The 20971-nt window shown below is 48.8% G+C and carries 20 protein-coding genes; 3 read left to right on the forward strand and 17 right to left on the reverse strand.

Going from position 1 to position 20971, the window contains the following annotated elements:
• Window positions 1-2 precede the first annotated feature (2 nt).
• Window positions 3-884, reverse strand: a complete 882-nt coding sequence (locus CWM47_RS35330; protein WP_100993197.1) for a hypothetical protein — start codon at window positions 882-884, stop codon at window positions 3-5.
• A gap of 1106 nt (window positions 885-1990) precedes the next feature.
• Here CWM47_RS35330 and CWM47_RS35335 point away from each other — a divergent pair.
• The 3 genes from CWM47_RS35335 to CWM47_RS38545 all read left to right on the forward strand — a co-directional run bounded on the left by CWM47_RS35335 (window position 1991) and on the right by CWM47_RS38545 (window position 4310).
• Window positions 1991-2551: a DUF922 domain-containing protein gene (locus CWM47_RS35335; protein WP_100993198.1), complete on the forward strand. Its 561-nt coding sequence runs from the start codon at window positions 1991-1993 to the stop codon at window positions 2549-2551.
• A 601-nt stretch (window positions 2552-3152) separates the two neighbouring features.
• Window positions 3153-3869 carry a hypothetical protein gene (locus CWM47_RS35340; protein WP_100993199.1) on the forward strand — a complete coding sequence of 239 codons (717 nt, stop codon included), beginning with the start codon at window positions 3153-3155 and terminating at the stop codon, window positions 3867-3869.
• A 294-nt stretch (window positions 3870-4163) separates the two neighbouring features.
• Window positions 4164-4310: a hypothetical protein gene (locus CWM47_RS38545; protein ID WP_157816164.1), complete on the forward strand. Its 147-nt coding sequence runs from the start codon at window positions 4164-4166 to the stop codon at window positions 4308-4310.
• 479 nt (window positions 4311-4789) lie between these two features.
• On the opposite strand, the gene CWM47_RS35350 is transcribed toward CWM47_RS38545, so the two are convergent.
• From CWM47_RS35350 to CWM47_RS35420, 16 genes are all read right to left on the reverse strand, one after another.
• Entirely contained in the window at window positions 4790-5701 is a 912-nt protein-coding gene (locus CWM47_RS35350) for a helix-turn-helix domain-containing protein (protein ID WP_100993201.1), read from the reverse strand.
• A 100-nt stretch (window positions 5702-5801) separates the two neighbouring features.
• Window positions 5802-6716 (reverse strand): alpha/beta hydrolase, encoded by a 915-nt coding sequence (locus tag CWM47_RS35355; protein ID WP_100993202.1) that lies wholly within the window; start codon window positions 6714-6716, stop codon window positions 5802-5804.
• Window positions 6717-6869: 153 nt separating this feature from the next.
• Window positions 6870-7073, reverse strand: coding sequence for a DUF6434 domain-containing protein (locus CWM47_RS40515; protein WP_394342034.1), 204 nt, complete (start codon window positions 7071-7073; stop codon window positions 6870-6872).
• A 140-nt stretch (window positions 7074-7213) separates the two neighbouring features.
• Window positions 7214-7732, reverse strand: coding sequence for a DinB family protein (locus CWM47_RS35360; protein WP_100993203.1), 519 nt, complete (start codon window positions 7730-7732; stop codon window positions 7214-7216).
• Window positions 7733-7962: 230 nt separating this feature from the next.
• The gene (locus CWM47_RS38550) at window positions 7963-8106 is read right to left on the reverse strand and encodes a hypothetical protein (protein WP_157816165.1); all 144 of its coding nucleotides are present in this window, start codon (window positions 8104-8106) and stop codon (window positions 7963-7965) included.
• A gap of 159 nt (window positions 8107-8265) precedes the next feature.
• Window positions 8266-8919 carry a hypothetical protein gene (locus CWM47_RS35365; protein ID WP_170069482.1) on the reverse strand — a complete coding sequence of 218 codons (654 nt, stop codon included), beginning with the start codon at window positions 8917-8919 and terminating at the stop codon, window positions 8266-8268.
• Window positions 8831-9256 carry an FAD-binding protein gene (locus CWM47_RS35370; protein WP_157816166.1) on the reverse strand — a complete coding sequence of 142 codons (426 nt, stop codon included), beginning with the start codon at window positions 9254-9256 and terminating at the stop codon, window positions 8831-8833. Before CWM47_RS35370 ends, CWM47_RS35365 begins: the two co-directional genes overlap by 89 nt.
• A gap of 43 nt (window positions 9257-9299) precedes the next feature.
• Window positions 9300-9731 carry a hypothetical protein gene (locus CWM47_RS35375; protein ID WP_100993206.1) on the reverse strand — a complete coding sequence of 144 codons (432 nt, stop codon included), beginning with the start codon at window positions 9729-9731 and terminating at the stop codon, window positions 9300-9302.
• Window positions 9732-9814: 83 nt separating this feature from the next.
• On the reverse strand, window positions 9815-11263 hold the full coding sequence (locus CWM47_RS35380; RefSeq protein ID WP_100993207.1) for a RagB/SusD family nutrient uptake outer membrane protein: 1449 nt from the start codon (window positions 11261-11263) through the stop codon (window positions 9815-9817).
• 48 nt (window positions 11264-11311) lie between these two features.
• Window positions 11312-14719, reverse strand: a complete 3408-nt coding sequence (locus tag CWM47_RS35385; protein WP_240625617.1) for a SusC/RagA family TonB-linked outer membrane protein — start codon at window positions 14717-14719, stop codon at window positions 11312-11314.
• A gap of 173 nt (window positions 14720-14892) precedes the next feature.
• Entirely contained in the window at window positions 14893-15924 is a 1032-nt protein-coding gene (locus CWM47_RS35390) for a FecR family protein (RefSeq protein ID WP_100993208.1), read from the reverse strand.
• A 108-nt stretch (window positions 15925-16032) separates the two neighbouring features.
• On the reverse strand, window positions 16033-16659 hold the full coding sequence (locus CWM47_RS35395) for an RNA polymerase sigma factor (RefSeq protein WP_100993209.1): 627 nt from the start codon (window positions 16657-16659) through the stop codon (window positions 16033-16035).
• A 350-nt stretch (window positions 16660-17009) separates the two neighbouring features.
• A complete protein-coding gene (locus tag CWM47_RS35400) occupies window positions 17010-17285 on the reverse strand; it encodes a hypothetical protein (RefSeq protein WP_100993210.1) in 276 nt (91 codons plus the stop codon).
• A 234-nt stretch (window positions 17286-17519) separates the two neighbouring features.
• Window positions 17520-17648 carry a hypothetical protein gene (locus tag CWM47_RS40700; RefSeq protein WP_262511997.1) on the reverse strand — a complete coding sequence of 43 codons (129 nt, stop codon included), beginning with the start codon at window positions 17646-17648 and terminating at the stop codon, window positions 17520-17522.
• 77 nt (window positions 17649-17725) lie between these two features.
• A complete protein-coding gene (locus CWM47_RS35410; RefSeq protein WP_100990054.1) occupies window positions 17726-17953 on the reverse strand; it encodes a transposase in 228 nt (75 codons plus the stop codon).
• A 465-nt stretch (window positions 17954-18418) separates the two neighbouring features.
• A complete protein-coding gene (locus CWM47_RS35420) occupies window positions 18419-20914 on the reverse strand; it encodes a PAS domain-containing sensor histidine kinase (protein ID WP_240625618.1) in 2496 nt (831 codons plus the stop codon).
• Window positions 20915-20971 lie beyond the last annotated feature (57 nt).

A 20971-nucleotide genomic window follows, 5' to 3' on the forward strand; every position in this document is an offset into this window, starting at 1 on the left:
GGTCAGGGGTAGTTAAGGTAGTCGATTAAAACGGTATCTCGGATGCCCGTCAGTGCATCGGTGCTGAACTGCCCGGTTACGTAGCCCAACGTGTCAGTTCGCCAAGTAAGCGATATGTCTGACCGTTTGATTAATTTGTTGGGCATTTCGGGGCGCGCGTACCGGTAAATTTCTACGTGCCGGGCTATTTCGCGGCTGATGGGAAACACCTCTCCCCAAGTAATCCAAGGGTGTATGTTCAGATCATACGGCACACCCCGTATTAACTGATAAGGACTGGATGCCAAGGAGTTGAAGTCCCGCCGAATGACACGGTAGTAAAGAATGTTCCGGTCGTTTCGCACGTCGAGTTGCACGTACCGCCCCTGTTTATCCAGCTCATATTGGGTCGAGTAAGCCATCAGGCCACTGTTGTTTAGTGGCATTCCCTGTAGCCTTATAATCTGGCCCATCGCATTGGTGCTGACCTGATAACGGTAGATAGGCTGACCATCCTGAAAAAAGTCGATTCCCACCAATTGTCCGTTCCTGTAATTGTATTTACTGAAGCCCCGCTCATCCCGTACCCGGTCCAGTACACCTGCTTTCGTATAGAGTAGTTGCTGTTTGAGGGGATAATCCTTCAGATTAAACGTGTGTTCAACAGCTGAACACGCGCTTAACCACCCGCTTGAATTAAATGTGTAGGTGTAGTAGTTGGTGTTATAGGCATGCCATACCACATGTTGACACCGACGTTTGGGGCGGTCAGGGGTCGCACGAACGGATAAGGTATCGACTCTAGTCGTACTGTTTTGATAATCGGTGGTTGTGCAGGAAAACACGGCTATCAACAGCAGGTAAATGAACAGGGGGATTTTTATCAGGGCTATCGTACGCAGCATGGGTAGACTGGAAAGGCTACTCAAAGTACGTCAATTTGTCAAAACACTAGGTATAGCGGTGAGTCAACAGTATGGCGCTTATTCCTTAAAAGTAGATAGTTGGATTTATCGATACCGATAAATGATCATAAACGACGGATTTGTGTATATGAATGACTTGATTAATGTAGTGGACTGTCCCCGATAAGTCCTGTTTCTAAATAAAAAAGCCAGATCCCAAGCCTGAACGAATTGAGTATGTTCTATCTTGTTAAAAATGCCTTACCTGCTGATCCGATGGATTACAACCTAATCAGTCAGTTCACTTGTAAGCTAATTCCGCCCGGAGCCCATCACTAATTTACAGGGTATAAGGACTGGATGAGCGGTGGCAGAGGGCAACAGAGTTAAAGTAGCATCGTTTATTGAAGGTGTAAAGGCCCACTCACTATTGCTTAGAAGCTATATTTTTGTGGTTTAATATCCCTAAGTAGATACGTGTCGAATGGAACGCTAACAGTTAGTACCGTTCCATTCAAGCGATTTCCCGACAGGTCAGCGCTGAAATCGCCTAGTAGAAGGGCTTGGTCATATGGATGCTCTTCGTTGAGCACAAAAATAGCCTAACTTTTGCTATCAGTGTCTAAAAGCGTTCACGAAAAAGTTACCTTTTCTGAACGCTTACTATGATAAGTACAATTTAATTTAAATGCATACGAAAACTACACTATAGTTGGTTTGAAGGTGAAAACGATTTATTTTGATTTGCATGGAATGGATTTGTCTATAGTGGAATAAGCCAAAGCCTGTAAATAATAAAGGGAAGATCACTTGGTAAAAATTGTATTTTATTTAGTCAATTTGTATAAGTTATCCTATTTTAAGAGATTTAATCAAAACTGACCCCTTTATACAAGCCATAGGAACAGGCCGGATTGTCCTTTGGAAAGTGGAGAAGAAACCTATTTATTGTGTTAAGGAAATATCCGTAGATTGACCTTATAAATTGCGAGTAAAGTACTGCCTAAAACCGCTTATGGGCTATCATAACGCTTGATTATAAAATAACAAGTCCATCAGTTTTGCCATTACGTTCGCATTAAATATCAACGAATATTCATAGCCAAATGCCTATGATTTTACCACGTTGGCTCAAAAGCAAATTTATATTGTTGCTCCTTTCAACAGCTTTTGGCCCTCTGCTTAGTCAGGCTCAATCAGAGTATACCAGTAAGATAATTGCGAATGGAAAATTGAAATGGGAGGATTTTAGCGGTCCTGTCGATCCCACGTCAAACTATGCTGCTATGACCCATTACCAGATTGTTTACACCTATAAAGTAATTTCCATAGGAGGAAGCCAGGTTAGTCTTAATTTGCAGGTGTCTACTCGGTTAAGAGGGAACTCTTGGGTAAAACCGACTCAACGAAGTGATGAACTCTTAGCTCATGAACAGGGCCATTTTGATATTGCTCGGATACATGCGTTAACGTTCAAAAAGGCTATCCTATCAACAGTCTTATTGAAAGACACCTACAAGGAGAAGATAAATTTAGTATTCCAGCTCCATCTAACTAACGCAAAGCTCATGGGTCTACAGTATGATGAAGAAACCAATCATTCTCTTAATAAATCGGAACAGAAAAAGTGGAATCAAAAACTTAATGGTTTGCTCCTAGAGCTATAAATTTGTTTACAGGAGTGTTTGAATTCTAGGTCTAGCTTAACATGGTGCCAATGGCTGTTGCCAAAGTCGGTACACGTCTGGACTACCCGGCTCAACGTATAGTTTTCGAAGTAAAGTTTGGCTACGTAGTACTCATATATTGAACCAACCGAACCGCTTTTCGACTTTTGCAACAGTCACGCCACTTATACAACACGGAATAGTTTTAGCTACTTAGTGTTTTCACTCCATTTCTCGTATACCTTCTTAAAGTCAGCCATGTAGAATTCCGTATACCCGCAATTGTCCCAAACAGCAGTTGAAGGGAAAAAGGGTAGGTAGATTGAGTCCTAGTATTGAGCGTTCAGGGTCCACTAGACAAATATGTTTATCTTTCCGGCATAGGCCAATACGTCAAACCGTTTGTGCTGCCGGAAGCCGATCTCGCAACGCTTAATCAGCTCCTTCGGAAAGGCAAAGAATCAGCTTGTAAGATGCCTCGCGCCAAAGTCTTGCAGCTTTTACATCAAGGACAACACTCACAGCAAAAGATTTAAACCCTGTTTTATATGTTTGCCCAGACCCATAAAACCACGACTACTTATGAATTAACGGCAATATTATGGATCCCTATTACCTGGGCGGCTACTTTCTGATCAAGAACAAATTGTTTGGGTGGAGTCCTGAAACTAATGGAATTGTGCAAACATGCAGTGGTTGCATAAATACCCATGTTTTTGAGTACTGGTGCTGGAGTCCGGCTAACGATCGACTTACAGAAACCGAGAAAACTGCCCTTGGACTTGACGCCAGAATAATACGAGAAATACAAGCCTGGACCGTCAAAAAATACAACGAAGGTAAGATAAGATGGGGCGATGCATTCTCGGATTTGGAAACCATTCAGGAATTCAAAAATCTATTCTTCGCCAATCGGGATGACTTGTACACTCAGGCTATCTATTTAAGCGAGTTAGATGCCCAATCACTAATTGCCGATTTCGACCACGAAGAAGTAAAGGGAGGAAGATTCGGTATCTGGAAGAATCTAAGTGAGAAAATCCGGGAGGTTCCCAATTCGGCGGAGGAATTACTCGGGTACGATCTGGTTGGTGTGGACACCGGCGGCAGTTTTCACTCGTTTCACTGCCACGGCATAGGCAAGCAACTCGCCGGTCGATTCGGGCTGACGCTGAATCAACACGGACTGTTCAATCATATTCCCGATCCGCAGGCGATCAGAGCATATTTGAACTGCGGAACCGCTCCGGTTGAACCCGTTCCCTGGTATGTTGCCAAAACCAAGCGATTAAAAACGGCTGGTATTCTTCCAATTTAGTGGTTAGAACAAACTGGTTAGCCCATGTGGCATGGGTATAATTGCTACTCCGTTCGTCTTGTCGGTAGCCGGTCAGACAACACTCGACGAATTAGTCAGTAAAGGTAAAGATTCAGTTAGCAAGCTTAACCGGGCCAGAGTCTTGCCGTTTTCGTATCAAGGGCAGCATCCCGAACAGAACAGTAACTTATTAGGCATCAGTTTGACACAGTTCATAACTTGCGAAAACGCTATCGAGAGAACGGATTGCAATGAGTTATCAGCGAAAAATCCCGGCCCAGCCAGCCTCGCAATGTGACTCAGCAAGTCGAAGCCCAGATAACCCAACTAGTTTGTAGTCAGGCACCTAATGAGCGGACACGTTGGACAGTGGCCCTGATTAACGAACGGTTGGTCAAACTTGACATTCACATTGATGACGAGTCGGTTCAGTTGGCTTAAAAAAAGCAAGCTCAAGCCTTGGCTCAAGAAACAATGGTGCATCGGGCAGGTAGATGGGGAATATCTGGCCAAAATGGAGAATGTTTTGGCTCTTTATAACCAGCCACCCACAGTGGGGTAGTTAACACAGTTGGGGGTATATCCGACACGCATAGCCTGTAAAATCTTGTCAATCAATTAGTTATGTATATTTCACTGCCCAGTAAGAGCGCTACTTGCCAAAGTAGCGTATAGTACACGGAATAAGTGTGAATTTAGGTTGCTGATCGCTGTATATCGGGCCAAGATGGTCTTAACGTCGATTAAAGTATTAAGAGTATCAAAATTGGCCCGCTCTGGCGTACCGGCTTTTTACACGCACCTAAACAGCAACATTTATTCCTTACTAAAACGAACATTTATACTTGTCAATCAGCATTTTACAATCCTATTTTATATTTGAATGCACCAGGGTGGTCCCAATTGATAGTTGCAATCAACTAGTTAAACGAAGCCCTGAATTCCAGCGGTGACTGGTCCGTTTTGCTCTTAAATAGTTTATTAAATGACTGCGGATATTCAAAGCCGAGCCGGTAAGCAATTTCAGCAACCGATAAATCCGTAACGGACAGGTATTCTTTCGCTTTATCGATGAGCTTCTGGTGTATGTGCTGCTGTGCACTTTGCCCGGTCAGCGAGCGAAGCATATCACTGAAATAATGGGGTGACAAATGCAGTTCGTTTGCCAGGTAGTCAACAGTGGGCAAGCCTTGCCGTAGGCTTTCTTCTTTATCAAAATAAGCGTTCAGCAACTGCTCAGTTCTGCTGAGCAAATCATTACTGCCCGTTTTGCGGGTAATGAACTGTCTTTCGTAAAAACGCCTACAATACCTGAGCAACACATCAACTTGGGCAAGAACTATATCCTGGGTGTAGGGGTCGATATGCTGGTATTCTTCCTCTATTTTCAGAAATAGGTCTATGATATTCCTCTCTTCTTTTTCGGACAGATGCAATGCTTCATGTACAGCATAATCAAAGAAACCATACGTTTTGATGGCTACCGCGAGCGGATGTTTACCTAATAAACCAGGGTGCAGCAATAGCACATACCCCGTACCAAGATCCTTGTTTATCTCAGAGCTGTCAACCTTTTCATGAGATTGCAGTTGTTTGGGGGCGGTGAAGCTCATCAAACCTTTGTCGAAATCATACGATTGCTGACCGTATTTGGCTTTTGCCTGTACATTTCGCTTTAACGAAATCGTATAGAAATCCAGGTAAAAGCGTTCCCACAACGCATCCTTTGCCAAGCGAATATCTTCCACATGAATAATGCTCACCAGTGGGTGCAGGGGATCCGGTAGCGAAGCCAACCTATGAAACTGTATAATGGATTTGATGGCGTTCATGCTCGTCTTGCAGATTTAAAGAGAAAGCACGTTTTGGGGTGCTTTCTCTCTAATGGATAGTGTTGTTCCGGCTGTATAAGCCATGCGCTACGACTTCGCCCTAGGCAAGATGCTCCCGGAAGAACGGAATCAGTTGATTAAGTGCTTCGCCAGTGGCTTCTGGCTGGTCGTACAAATCGTAATGGCTGGCCCCTTTTACGATATGCATCTTTTTAGTTTTGGAAGCCGCTTTGTTATACAATTCAAAGCCATCTCGGTATGAGCCAAAAGCCCCTACTCTATCACCAAAGATAACCAGTAAGGGTTGTGTCAGAAAAAATTCGGCCAAATGAAAAGCATCGAACATAATCAGGGCCGACATACTGTTAAAGCGTAGTTTGTTGCACGAGGTTGGGTATTCACCCCTTGGTGTTCTGTAATAATCAATGGCTTCTAACATATCAAACTCGTCCATTCCCGACTGTCTGGCTTCTTCAACCGAACTAGGTGTCCAATTGGTAATGAGTTCTTCAGCGCCATTGGCTTCTGCAGTACGTTGTAGACCAACGGCTTCTAATGTCTCTAACGGATTGGATTCCCTGAATGCTCGACTTGCATTTGTCGCCACAACGGTTGACACTGCTTTAATCCGTCGTTCGGTCATGGCGGCATTAGCGGCATACCCTCCACCCGCGCATACTCCCAGCAGACCAATCCTGCTGCTATCTACAAATGGCTGCCTGGTCAGATAATCGACGGCACAGCGTATGTCTTCTATACGGGTAGCCGGATCTTCAAGATACCGGGGTTCTCCACCACTTTCTCCCTGATACGACGCATCAAAAACAAGCGTGATAAAACCACCCTGCGATGCCAGCTTTGCCGCATATAAACCGGCTGTTTGTTCTTTTACGCTACTGCCGGGGTGCACACAGACGATGGAGGCATATTTCTTCTTTTCATCAAACGATTCCGGGAAGAACAGGTTGGCGGCTACCTCCCAGGTCCGGTTTTTAAATCTTACGGATTGCGGCATTGCTTTCGTTGAACTAGTTCAATGCAAATGTCAGCATCCGTAGCCGACCAGGAGTTTCCAAACTGCTTTTCGTTGTAGCTAAACCGCAGGTTACGATCTAAAAGCCCTTGATACTGACCAACTCATTTGGTCCTAAATATCCGGACACGAAACTTAGTATGTGACGATTTGTAGTTGACAGGTATCAAAACAAACCATCCAATTAAATGCCCATTTTTTAAAGCAGATGTATGAAAAGTCCTGCACTGCATTGCGAAACGTTTTGGTTGGGTTTTCCTTACAAAACTTCATCAGGCCTACGGTGAAATGAAAATGAGTGCCGATCACTGATTTAAAGAAACACCGAATGGGAGTAATAGTCTAAAAAATCAGTTACGGGTGTTGCTCGCGTCAGCAGGGGTCTCTTTTCGGTGTTCATCCGGAAAACAGGTTATGTTCATCGACTAGGTTATGCATACGCCTTGCCGTTCAATTGGCTTATCCGGGCTTCATTCGGATTATACCTGGAGACGATCCCAGAAAGCGGGCGGCTCTACACCCAGCGTGCGTAGGTAGACATAAGCCTGAGCCCGGTGATGAATTTCATTATCGATCAGGTAGAAAAGAAACCAGTAGATAGGTCCTTCATACAGCCCAAAAGCCTTATCGACTTCCTGGAAACGCGAGGATGGAATCTGCGGCCAGTGGGCATTAATCTTCTGGGTCACCCGATCCCACTGGTCCAGCACCTGCTCTTTCGTCGTTACTTTAGGCTGTACCTCCACCCCCTCGCTAAAGGAAGGCCACTCACCTGAAATAACGCCTTGCATGCTTTGGTCGGCCATCTGCAAAACTTCATCAATTAATGCCGAACAAGGTCGCATGCCACCCAGCGTATACGAAAAGAAGTGCTCCTCGGGGTAAGCCTCGATCAACCGGCGGGTGAGTCCCCGGTGTCCCTGCCAATGGGCAAGAAGTTGCTCGGGTGAGATAACGATCTGATCCGTCGTTTGGCTAAGCTGCGCTGTATTTTCCATGACTTGCTCTTGTTGAAGTTGTCGATTGATTTACAAGACAAAGAAAAGCTAGGGGAGTGACAGCCGTATGTCAGTAGTGAACCCAGTCGTATGCCTCTTTTGCATTTTAGTCAACAATTTACCGCCTTACAAATCATCATCAGGCCAAGGAGAAACGACTTATATTCCATAAGTAAATCTCACTTGTCTCAAGGAGGAGCGAATTGTGAGACATTGATTTATCATTTCTGTCAAACACCATAAGTAGTATACGCCACTTCAAGACCCATTAACAGCACGTTGAAGATAACAATAGCTGCCAGCGCCGTTTTGCAGAGTTTGAAGAAGAACGTAACGCGCACGTCGGGTAAGGCAGTGGTATGGGGATCGCTCATTATGGTATCGAAGCAACGGTTCCTTTACTGCAAGAGGGGCAAACCCGCACAAAGCAAGTGGGTGGGATCGTGCCGTTGCTTCATGTCTTTTAGAAGGCGCTGGTGTGAGTGGAAGTGTTCTATCCAGTCACAGACCTGCATCGGTACGGCGCTGATGGTTTAGAAATACCCCCCAAGTACCCGCTTTTGATCGTAGAAACGCCGTTCTTGGGGCAGTATACCTTCGATGACGGCCGGGTCGGACGGTACCGTACGCAGGATGTCGAATAGAAAAAAACGCTCTTCATCGGGAACGCGAAATAGAGGACGTTTCAGCCGCGACCGCACGAAGGGGTAGAATAACAGCAGCGAGCCGGGCAGTAACTGGGCCGGATTTAACTCGGCGATGGTCTGCGTTACACAGTCGTCGATTACCGAATCGGCCACGAATAGGTCGAGCCAGGGGTGCGGTAGATGACCTAGCCCGGCGGCTTCCAGTTGCGCGATCAACTGCACCACGATGCCGGTGAATTCAACGTATGTCTGGTCTTCCTGCTGCTCCATGCCTGGAATGAACCGGAGCCCGGAGGTGAGGTTCAGCGTTAGCTCGTCGGGCATGGAGTAAAACGAGGTGGCTTCAATGAAAAAGGCGAGTCCGGTGGGCGGAAAGTTGCGGTCGGCGGGCACAGACGCGCCGTTGCCCCGGATGTAATCGAAACGCCCGTCGTCCATCAATACCCGCATGTTAGCCAGCATCGTCGGTACGTCGAGGTAAAACAAGCGGAGCGTTCGGGCGCGTTCGCAGGCCGGAATCAGCAGGATGGTGGCCCGCACGATCAGGGCGCACTACCCCAGCATCGACCACCGTCCGATCGGCCGTTACCGCATGAATTTGACGGAGGCTGCCTAGGTCAATCACCAGCCCGCCTTCGACCTGCGCCTGTCCAAAAGCCGTGTGGCCGTTGCCCCGGCCCACAATCCGCAGCCGGAACCGCCGGGCAAAGTGCATCATCGTAACGACATCATCGACCGACCCCGGGTAGAGAATAGCCAGGGGTGATCGGGAAATCAGGTGGCCATAATCATCGGCTGCCGCCGACGAATGTAAAAGGATTACGAAAGCTGAACTTAGAATAATATCACAGCATAAACCTGAAGGGATTCGTAGCACAACATAGGGAAGCTGGCCAGACAATTAAGGGACAGTCATTACATTACCTGGCGAGCGAAAATCGACGAATTTCGTAGACGAGCTGATTTTTACCCGAAAACAAAGGTTTATTCATTTTACGAAGAACCAGCTTGCCGGGTTCGAAATGCAAAATACGGTAACTACTTAACACAGTGCCAGTCTTGCCGACATACTGCATAGAATCTCCATTAATAATTTGGTAGCGAACGGGTCGCGCTTCGGCTTCCTTCCGCATAGTCATCGTTCCAAATCCGTCGTACTCGTAGATGATCTCGTCAGAATTTTTGGGTACAGTTTTCGTCTCAACGAACCCGTTGGTATACGAGTAAATGGAATCCGTTTTCCATGCTCCTTTCAGGTCAACTTCGGTCACCCGGAATTTTGGTTGACAACCCACCATGAGTAAGACAAGCAAAGCGATCTGATAAAGTTTTGTACCAATGTATTTTGTCATGAGTGCTAGTATACTTGTGCTTTTTCTAGTGGTACCAGGTCGGACAACTGACACCACTAGAAAAATAAGCTCAGTCGCTTTTGTTAATTTACGTAGTACTGATTCTGCTTTAACACCCCATCGCTCAAGTCGATTTCGCGCTGCGGCAGGGGGAAATAATAGTGCTTCGGTTTGCTAAACGTACGGCCAGGTTTGTAAGGGCCTCGATCCTTTTTGTAATGCGCGACAATGTCAATCAGGCCGGCTTTATCCCAGCGCATCAGATCCTGATGGCGTTCGTTTTCGCCTGCCAGCTCGACCCGGCGCTCATGCATGATGTCGGTCATAGTAGCGCCCGTCTTCGCGTTCAGACCTACTCGTTTCCGTACGGTATTAAGTTCCGTATCCCCGCTTTGTGCCGAGCGGATTTTGGCCTCAGCAACCAGCAGGTAGACATCCGATGTCCGAAGCCATGGCGCATTGAGCCCCTGATCCATGTCACCTGCATCGGTGAAACCAGTATATTTGCGGAATGCATGCCCTGTTACACGGGTCAGGTCGGGTGTAAATGTGCTAATCCCGTTCGCTTTCCGGTCGACCTTGTCGCCATCGACCAGCACGGTGTAGGCTCGACGCGGATCGCCCGTTTCAAACTCACTGACGAGGTCAGCGATGGGCTCGTGAAAGCCCCATCCGCCCCACGAGCCCACCGTATGGTAGTAGGCCGGTGAGTCGTCGGTCGTCCAGCCCGACTTGTATTGCAGCGAAAAGAGAATTTCGGAATTATTTTCTGTACCAAGCTGAAAGTTCTGGTCGAAGCTGGGAGCTAGTTGATAGGCTGGGTTGCCAATTACTTTTGTCCCGGTGGCAATGGCTTTGGCCCACTGCGATTGGTAGACATACAACTTGGTCAAAAAACCATTGGCGGCTCCCTGCGTGGCCCGGCCCACATCATTGCCACTGTAAGATACCGGCAGCAGACTGGCAGCTTTTAGGAAGTCTGACTCAGCTTGTGCCTGAACCTCGGCCAGTGACGATTTGGCTTTGTTAAAATTGCCGGTTAGGACGTCGGCTTCGAGCAGGATAGGCACTTCACCGTAGATCACCGCTAACCGCCAGTACACGAAGCCGCGCAAGAAATAGGCTTCGCCCAGACTACGGTTTCGGATACTCTCGTCCATAGTCACTTTAGGCGCATTGATCAGCACGGCGTTGGCACGGGAAATCACTTCATATTTGCTCGACCACGTATTCAGGATGTGGGTGTTAGTTGGGTCGAAGGTGAACAACTCAAGCGATGTTTCGTCGGGGTGATCACCCGCACGGTTCATGTCGTCGGAGCAGTTGTCAAAGGTGTACTCGGTATGGGCGAAGCCGTCTTCATCGAGTAGCGGGGCGTAAATCGCGTTGGTGGCCGACACGACGTCGTCGCCATTACGCCAGAACTTGTTCGACGCTGTCAGACCGTAGGGAGTCGATTCGAGCAGGTCTTTCTGGCAGCCCGTTAGGCTCAGTATGAGTAGTAGACTGGCAAATGTGGGTATATGTTTCATTAGAAGGAATGACGTTTTAACATGTCGTTTCAGACAGGACGGGTGAATTTAAAAAGCCAGTGTAGCGCCCAACGTGAAGGTACGAGCCTGCGGGTACTGAGCGTAGTCGACATTTTGCTGCGCGTACTGTCCCTGCGACCGGTCGCCATCGGCAAAGCCCAGTTCGGGATTCAGCCCCGTATATTTTGTGATCGTAAGCACGTTCTGCCCCGTCACGTAAATACGTGCCTGCGACAGGCCTAGCCGGTTCATCAGCGGTTTGGGCAAGGTATAACCGAGCGTCAGGTTTTTCAGCCGCAGAAAGTCGCCCCGCTCAATGAACAGGTCAGAGGTGCGGAAGTTACGGTTTGAGTTGGTGATGCTTACACGTGAAATGCTGTTACTGCTGTTCGGGCCAGTCCAGCGGTTCGTTTCGTCGGCGTAGAGATTAAACGAATAACTGGCGTCGAGCCCCTGCATCCGGTCGGCGTTGTAGATATCGACGCCACCCTGACCAAGGAAAAACAGCGTCATGTCAAAGCCCTTGTAGGTAAGACCCGTATTTAGACCGTAGGTGACTTTGGGCTGCGGGCTGCCCAGAATCGTGCGGTCATTGTTGTCGATAACTCCATCGCCGTTTAAATCCTGAAAACGTACATCGCCGGCGTGGATCAAGCCTTGAGCCCGACGTGGGTCGTTAACCAGTGCCGGGTCGGCGTCGATCTCGCCCTGCGTCTGATAGAGCCCGTTGGTACGCCAGCCATAAAATGTTCCATAAGCATATCCCTCATAGCTGCGGGTAATCTCCTGATCGGTGCGGCCGTAGGTCTGCGATCCCAGGAAACTGCCGGGCGTCAGTAGTTTGGTAATCCGGTTCTTTATGAACGTCGCGTTCCCGCTGACCGACAGCGACAGGTCGCCGATTTTTTTCTGATAACTCAATTCCAGTTCCAGCCCCTGGTTACGTAGCTGCCCCACGTTCTGGTCGGGAATGGTAGCCCGCCCCAGCGTACCCAGCGAGGGGGGCGATAGCAGCATATTCTTAGTGTCCTTGATGAAATAGTTGACGGATGCCTGTAAGCGGTTTTGCAGGAAGCCCGCATCGAGCCCGAAATTGCTCATCTCAGCTGTTTCCCAGCCAATGTTGGCATTGGCGAGCCGTCCCTGTGCAGAACCCGACGTATTCTGGTCGCCGAACGAATAGCGATAGTTCGAGTTGATAAGCGCCAGGTATTGCAGCGAGCTGACGTTCTGATTCCCCAACTGACCCCAACCGCCGGTTACTTTCAGATTACTGACAGTTGACAGGGCGTTCTTGAAAAAGGGTTCGTCGGACACGCGCCAGCCGAGCGAGAAAGCCGGAAAGTAGCCCCACTTGTTGCCCGGTGCAAACTTCGAAGAGCCGTCGGCGCGAAAGGTGGCCGTCAGCAGATAGCGATCTTTGTAGGCGTAGGTGCCCCGGCCGAATACCGATTGCAGGGCATCGTAGCTACGACCACCGTCCAGGCCGTTACCAATAGCGACAATCGAACCGGCGTAGCGCATATACCTTAAGTCTGTGTCTTCGCTGGCGAAGTCGCGCCCACGCGTGGCCGAATACAGATCGTTGAAAGTCTGCGAGGTATAGCCACCCACTAGCCCGAGCGTGTGCTGACCAAACTGCTTGTCGTATGACAGAAAGTATTCCTGCAGGAAGGCCCAGTACTTATCATTACTAAGCGTCAGTTGGTTATACGATGATGTGCGGTACTGATCGGTAACCTTGACGGCAAATTCACGTGTGTTTGAGAAGGTTGCGTCGAGAGCGAGGTTAGCGCGGGCTTTAAGTCCTTTTATAATCTCGAACTCACCCGTCACGCTACCCAGCAGCCGGTTGCGGGCGTTATCTTTATCCTGCGTATCGATGGTGTATTGCGGGTTGTTAATATCACCAAATGCACCTTTCCCCTGCGTGGTACTGTAAGTGCCATCGGCGTTCATCACAGGCAAACCGGGGTGAAACCGGATTGCACTCCAGAGCAGCCCGTCCTGCGCCGAAAGGGTATTCGGCGCATTGTCGTGGGTGTTTGTAAACTGGAGGTTCTGACCTATTTTGAGCCGTTTACTGATTTTGTGGTCCGAGTTGATGCGGAATGTATACCGTTTGTAGTACGAATTGCCGATGATCCCCGTTTCGTTGTAATAGCCGCCAGAAATGGCAAACGACGAGTATTTACCACCTCCACGAAGCGCCACATCGAAGTTTTGCGTAACACCTTGCCGCAGAATTTGATCCTGCCAATTGGTTTGCTGGGTCTGGTATTGTGAATCCTGCCAGATTGCCGGAACCGTCAGGGCATCGTTGGTGTAGGCTTCTCGCTTGATAGAGGCCAACGTAGGTGCGTCGAGTACCGCTAATGTTTTGATACGGTTTGAGACGCCCGCGTAACCGTTAACGCTTAGCCGTAGGTTGTCGTCGAACCGCCCCCGTTTTGTCGTTATTAGCACAACGCCGTTGGCGGCCCGCGTTCCGTAAATCGCTGAAGCCGATGCATCTTTCAGGACGTCAATGCTTTCGATGTCGTTTGGGTTGACGTCATTCATGCTACCGGCCGGAACTCCATCAATGACGATAAGCGGATCGGCGTTGTTGACCGTGCCTAGTCCCCGAATACGAATGGAGCCCGCATTGCCCGGTGCGCCACCGTTTCGCACGACGTTAACACCTGCCGCCCGTCCTTGCAGGGCTTGCTGCGCGCCACCCGACGGCAGGTTCTGAATGTCGGCCCCTTTCACGGCCGAGATAGCCCCGGTCACGTCTTTCTTTTCCTGCGTACCATACCCGACAACCACTACTTCGCCAAGTTGCTGAACATCGTTCTTCAGCGTTACGTTGATCGTCGCACGATTGCTGACGGGTACTTCCTGCGTGGTATAGCCGATAAACGAGAAGACCAGCGTACCGTTTGCGTCCGGAACGGTCAGCGAATAGTCGCCGTTGGTATCAGTAACGGTACCGGTACTAGTACCTTGCAGCACGATACTGACACCTGGAATACCCTGTCCGTCCTCGCCTGTCACCTGGCCCCGTACCGCCACGGCCTGCTTAACGCTGATGACCAGTGACTGAATGCCAACCGATGGCGGCATCAGCTCCACGGAAGGTTTTTCAGTAGCAGTCTTATCGGCCGTTTTGACGATGAATACGGATTTTTTGACCTGTTTGACGGTAAGGTTTTGTGGCGACAGCAGGCGATCCAGGGCGGTTATCAGGTCTTTGGCCTGCATCCATTCTTCCGATGGCACTGGTCGGTTATCAAGCGTAGTTGCTGCATAGCCAATCGTTACACCGTAGCGTCGTTCCAGTTCGGACAGGGCATCTTGAGTTGAACGAAAGGCCTTGGGGCGGTGAACGGACTGACTATGCCGAGTCGTTGCTAGTTGTTGAGAGGCACTAGGTTGCGCGTTTAGCAACTGACAACCGGAGAAGGTCAGCAACAGTACGGCTGCAATGGGCCGTTAATGGGTAGATCGTTCATCATGTACTGGTTGGTCATTAGAGATACAATGTTCAGTTTTCGGTTTACAATTTTCTGATCTCTCGTTCTCGGTCAATTACATGCTTCCTATCGAAGACTAGTGTAAACCGCAAACTGAATACCGCAAACTGTCTACAGTTTCGGTTTGATACGGATGTGTTTGGGGGTTACGATAGATACGGTGAGGTCGTTGGCTTCGGCGATGGCAGCAAGCAGTATATCGGGGTCACGAGTTGGCAGATGGATGGTCATCCGGCGATTACGCAGCGTAGAGTCGGAAAACTCGATCCGGTAGTCGAGGTCCTGCTTCAGTAAATCGGCTATTTCACCCAGTGTGGTATTGTCGAAAATAAACTGCTGCGTCGCCCAGGCGCTATACACAGCAGGTTGGACCCGCCGACGAACGATAGCCTGTTTTTTATACGCCGGTACGTCGATCAGTTCGCCCGGTACCATGCTGATAGGTGTCGACTGACTGGCCACGTGCAGGCGAACACGTCCGCTGTTGAGTATGATGCGTGTTTGTTGGGTCTGTTCATCGACGGTAAAGACAGTCCCTAAAACTTCGACCTGTAGCTGATCGGGCGTCTGTACGATGAACCGCTGGTTATTCGACTGATGGGTAACGGAAAACTGCGCCTTGCCCGTTAACCATACCGTCCGGGGTTCGTCGGCCGGCCAGTGCCGTGCTAACCGTATCGTAGCGCCGGTATTTAATACAACTGTCGACCCGTCGGGCAGCGTTACCGTACGGGGAGAGTCTGCAGTACCGTTGTATTCGGTCATGCCTATATTTATCCGATAAAGGATCATGCCCAATGCCAGCAGTAACAGGCTACTCAACGCGACTGCAATACCAAGCCGGCGCCTTCGGGCGGGAGCGGGAGGCTGCTGGCGAACTTGGTAAGCCGGGGCTGGGCCATCTTTCTGTGCCTGAATAGCCACCCAGACAGCTGCCTGCGCGCCAGCCGGTGGGTCGACGGGAGAAAGCTTCCACATTGTTACCAACTGTCGGGCAAGCCGAACATCGGCGGCTTTATGGGGGTGCTGATTCAGCCAGACTCTCCAAACGGACGAATTTGCCGAGTCGGTATGTTTTACCCATTTAATAAAATCGGGGTCGTTCGCCAGTTCTTCCGCCGAAAAATGATCGTACTGCTGCATGTTTGCTCGCTGAAATCAGCTGATTACAACCTAACGTTCCTGTTTTCAGAGAAGCAATGGCAGCTTTGCGTCGGTTTTACCGGTTTTTAAAAGATTTTTTGAAATTATTTATAGCCCAACACTTGGATAACTATTGACATGATCAAATAGGATAAACAAGACGACCATTGGCCATGTGAAGTTTAAGGGGGTTAATTGCCTACGTAAATTCCCCATAGCTTCGTGGATCAGATTGTAAACACTTCGGGTCTTAAGTGTCATGATCTCGGCTATCTCAGCATGAGTCAGCTCGTTTATGTACAGCAACGTAATGGCCTCTTTCTGTCGGTTGGTCAGTTGATTGATCGCTCGCTGCAATTGCGCTTGTCGCTGCTGAGCCGTTTCCTGAACGATAAGTTCGAATTCGTATGAGACAGATTGTGTAACCTGGTTAGTTTCATCAAAGGCCGTAGCGGATACGAAAGGGGCTTGCCTGCGAATAGATAGGTATACCTGACGACGCATCGCTTTGAGCAGGTAGAATTTAATAGCTACATCGGTCGCCAGATTCCGGCGGCTTCGCCAAATTTCAATAAACAAGGTTTGGATGCAATCTTTTACCAACTCCTCATCTTGAACAATATGATAGCCATATTGATACAGGATCGAGAAATAAGTTGAATAGATAGTCGAAAAGGCTTTTTCATCACCAGCCTGAAACTGCTGCCATAACTCATGTTCATTCGAAGTATCCATTCGTTTGTCAGTTCAGAACTCTGAATTGCAGGAACGGTTTGATGCTCATCGGAAGAATAGTTTGCAGAAGGCCGTTTCCACTGATAATGACGAAGATACTAAATACTTAAACTTGGTGTACGTTGTCAAATGTTGGTAGAACACCCATGTACAGAACAGCTTTACAAACGCTCGGCTCCGTCGTCTAAAGTGAGAGCCTTATTCCTAACGAATCTCCTACCGATAAATTGGTAGAAGATTCGTTAGGAATTAATCGACTTTAATACGTTGGCAAACGAACTCGCTGGACGGTTTTGTGACAATTGTACAACCAGACCTTCAGCTGTACGCTCAAAAGAGAGGGCTTGTGGTTAGCTTACCGATTTTTCAGTATTTACTACTTTAGGTTGGTTTAAACTATTTTGAGCCAGCGATTTGATGGTCACCTTACAGTCATTTGGCCAGTCCATCAAGGCAGCATACAATACATCGCCCTTTGTCGTAAAACGGATATCGGCAGAGGTGAATTTTGTCTTCCCCTCGTTGAAACCCTGCCCGGTCAGCTTTGCCTGTTTTTCCGTAGATGGTCCTTCGCCATACACCTTCCAGAAACGGGTGTCATATATACTTACACTGTTGCCGTTCATCCAGCGACTGAACTTGCTACATTTGACTGGAGACTTTTTTTAGGCAGATTTGGGACCAAATTTTAATTTGACCATGGTTAAGTGACCGCAACGGCGGACCTTCTATATTTGACCGAACCGGCGGACCGGAAGCATTTAAGGAAATGGCCCGCCCCGGCGGACCGGTCGAGTTATCGTATGCAAAAGGATCAATTCAAGAGGCTGCCCGCGAATTGGACATTGATCCAGGACGAATCAGTAAATAGCGGCAACGACACATAAAGAACGACCAAACGTTACCTGCCAATCAATGGATGTCAATTCGAAATTTTCCAGAATAAACTCAGGCAACAGGAACTGGATGATAGGCAAGAAACTCTCCAAAGCAAGTAGGTTTGATTAAGAGCACAAACCAAGAAAAATACAACGGATCAATTCCAAAAGTTGTGGAGCATCAAGGATTAAGCATATAACTGAGTTAGGCGGTACAGAAAGAATTCGATGTTTCGCACCCCGCGGAATTGACTTCGAAATGCTTTGATCTTCGCATTGAACGACTCGGCTGAAGCGTTGGTACTGCGGTTGTCAAAGTAGTTGAGAATCGTTTCATAATGATTTTGGATAGAACGGGCCACGGTGTTGAAAGTTTTGAATCCCGCTTGGCGTACTTTTTCATGCCATTTGGCCAAGCGGGCTAAGCCATAACTAGCTAGCTAGACGGGCCTTCTTACACTTATCCACAGGTGGCCTGATTTAGCCGGAATGTATGGCCTGTCATGGCCGTATTGAATGGCCTACTTTAGGCCGAAATATACAGGGAGCATACGTGATAAATTACTCGATCTAGATTATGGGCTTAATTTAAGCAGAAGGGTTAGTAGTTCACAATTCACAAAGTCTTAAAAAAACGCTCTTAATGAGAGGCAGGAACATTAAAGTATCTACGTCCCATTGGGAGCGCTTTTTGGGACGCCTTGTTTTAAGTACGATCAACGAGTATCCGTCGCACACGTCACACCAAAAATGGGAAGAAGTTCAACAAGTCTATGACTCAACCATGCAGCGGCCACACCATGATGGCCGCATTTTTATAAAATCTGTCCAGTTTATTGGAGGCTACGACAAGCCCCTAATGAACTCGGACAAGCTCTTTTTTACTGATTAGGGAAATAAATACGAAACGTAGCCCCTTGACCCAGTTGACTCTGGGCCCAGATAACCCCACCATGATTAGCCACCACTTTTTCACAAATGGCCAGACCAATTCCCGTGCCCGCAAACTTATGTTTACCATGCAACCGCTGAAAGACCTGGAAAATGCGTTGGGTGTACTTCTCATCAAAGCCAATCCCATTATCAGCTACCTCAATCAGGTAATATGCCGGGGTTTGACGGGTGGGTTGAAGCAGGGTTGGAAGGCTACTCGCCGGTACGACTTGACAACGGATTTGAACATGGGGAGCCCGATTGGCTTGCCGAAATTTTAAGGCATTACTGAGCAGATTTTGAAACAGTTGGCCTAGCTGGGAGGCATCCCCGATGATGGTGGGTAACGCGTCAATCTGTAAGGTGGCCCCGGTTTCCTCTATCAGTAAGTCCAGATCCGCTACCGCTGTCTGAACGACACGAGTAAGAGATACCGGTAGGGTGGTATCCTGTTGAGTCGAAATGCGGGAATATGCCAGCAGGTCTCGAATCAGAATCGACATGCGACTGGCGGCCAGCTGCATGCGGTGCAGGTGATCAGCCCCCTCGCCTAGTTGCCCTCCATATTGAGTGCTTAGTAGATCGCCAAATTGTTGAATCTTGCGCAAGGGCTCCTGTAAATCATGGGAGGCAATGAAGGCGAACTGTTGGAGATTCTCGTTGGAGCGGGTGAGATCCCGATTAGCCTCAGCTAACCCTTGATTAGCCCGTTCCGTGGCTTGCTGACTGGCCCATAACTCGTCGGTCCTTTGCTGGACCTGGCGTTCGAGTTCCTGTTGCAACTCCCGTTGGGCGGTAATATCCAGCACCGTGCCGTCAATGCGAACGGGCTGCTTAAAGGCATCCCACTTGACCTGCCCGTTGGTGCGTAGAATACGCTGACGACCCGTTGTGGCATGAGTGACGGTGTATTCAACCTGGTAAAAGCCATTCGAGTCCGGCTTGAGGGCGTCGTTAAGTACCTGACTAATCCACTTTCGTTCGCTTTCCTGGATCGCATTCATCGAGGTGGCTACGTCCGTCAACTCGGGCAGGCCATACAACTCGGCTACCCGGGGTGATTTAGTGATGCGCTGGGTAGCCACATCAATGCGATACGAACCGAGTTCGGCTAAGTCGATGATGGATTGTAAACGGCTCTCACTTTCTTTTAATGCCCGCCGGGCTACCTCTTGTTGGGTCACGTCAACAGCTGTTTCCAAGACCGCATACACCTCACCGGCTGCGTTCCGTAAGGGCTTTAGACTGAGATCGAAATAATAGGTACCGGGTGTGCCGTTGATGGTCAAGCTGGCCGGGACACCCGTAGCCACATAGGCTTCTGCGGTAGCAAAAACGCGATCCAGTAGGGAAATAGCCGCTACATCAGCGTCCGTATTGATCAACACATCCCGAATCGGCTGGTTCAGAATGGATCGACCCTGCCCAAAAAAGGTAATCATCGCTTCATTGGCGATCTCAATGACCAGGTTACGGCCCACAAACAGGCAGGTGGCTACCGGAGCCTGTTCAATGAGGGTACGAAAGCGGAGTTCGCTTTCGACAACAGCCCGACGATTCAGTACTTGTTGGGTTACATCCTGACAAAGGACCATGACGCCGGTAATGGACCCATCCAACTCGGTGAAGGGTTGATAAACCAGATTTAGAAAGCCTTCCTTTTTTCCCCCGTCAACATGTACCCAATAGGGTTGATCATACAAAAAAACCGGCTCACCGGTCTGTCGAACCTCCTTGAGGATGGTCCGGAAAGGTTCCTCGGCTTCTGGAATGATATCAAATAAACACTGGCCCTGCAACGCCTCCACGGGGCGATCAATCAAGCGGGCGTAAGCCTGGTTGACAATGGTCACCCGCATCTCCTCTCCGGTCAGGACAATGATGGCGATCGATGCCTGGCGTACTAAGGTTTGAAACCGTTGCTCAGACCACTGGAGTTGATGAACGAGATCAACCTGGGGTGTTGTTTCGAAACAGGTGACCAAAACCCCTTGCACCTGGCCCGTTTGATCGAAGGCCGGGCTGTAACTAAATGTCCAGTATACCTCTTCCAGCCGCCCGTTGCGATAGATGGGTACTACCTGATTCTCATACCAAACCGATTGAGCCGTCGTCATGACCTGCTCAATCAAGGGGCCTATAAAGTCCCAAATCTCTGGCCACACCGCTTTGGCTGGTTTACCCAACATATGCGGGTGCTTGCCATTGTTGCCTAAGCTAGGTCGGTAGGCGTCATTGTAGAAGCAGATGAGTTGGGGTCCCCACCAGAGAAACATGGGGAAAGCTGAGTGCAATAGATTCCGGACGGTGATTTGTAAGCTCGCTGGCCACTCGTCCATAGGGCCTAAGGAAGTATGTGCCCAATTATACTGGCGAGTCAGTTCACCCATTTCCCCACCGTCGGCCAGGAACACAAGAGGAGTAGCCGTCGTGTTTGTTTTCAAGGGAATTAGTATTGAGAACTTGCTAAGTTATTTACGCTAATCGGATTACACAAAACC

This window comes from Spirosoma pollinicola (genome assembly GCF_002831565.1).
GTDB classification, from domain to species: Bacteria; Bacteroidota; Bacteroidia; order Cytophagales; family Spirosomataceae; genus Spirosoma; species Spirosoma pollinicola.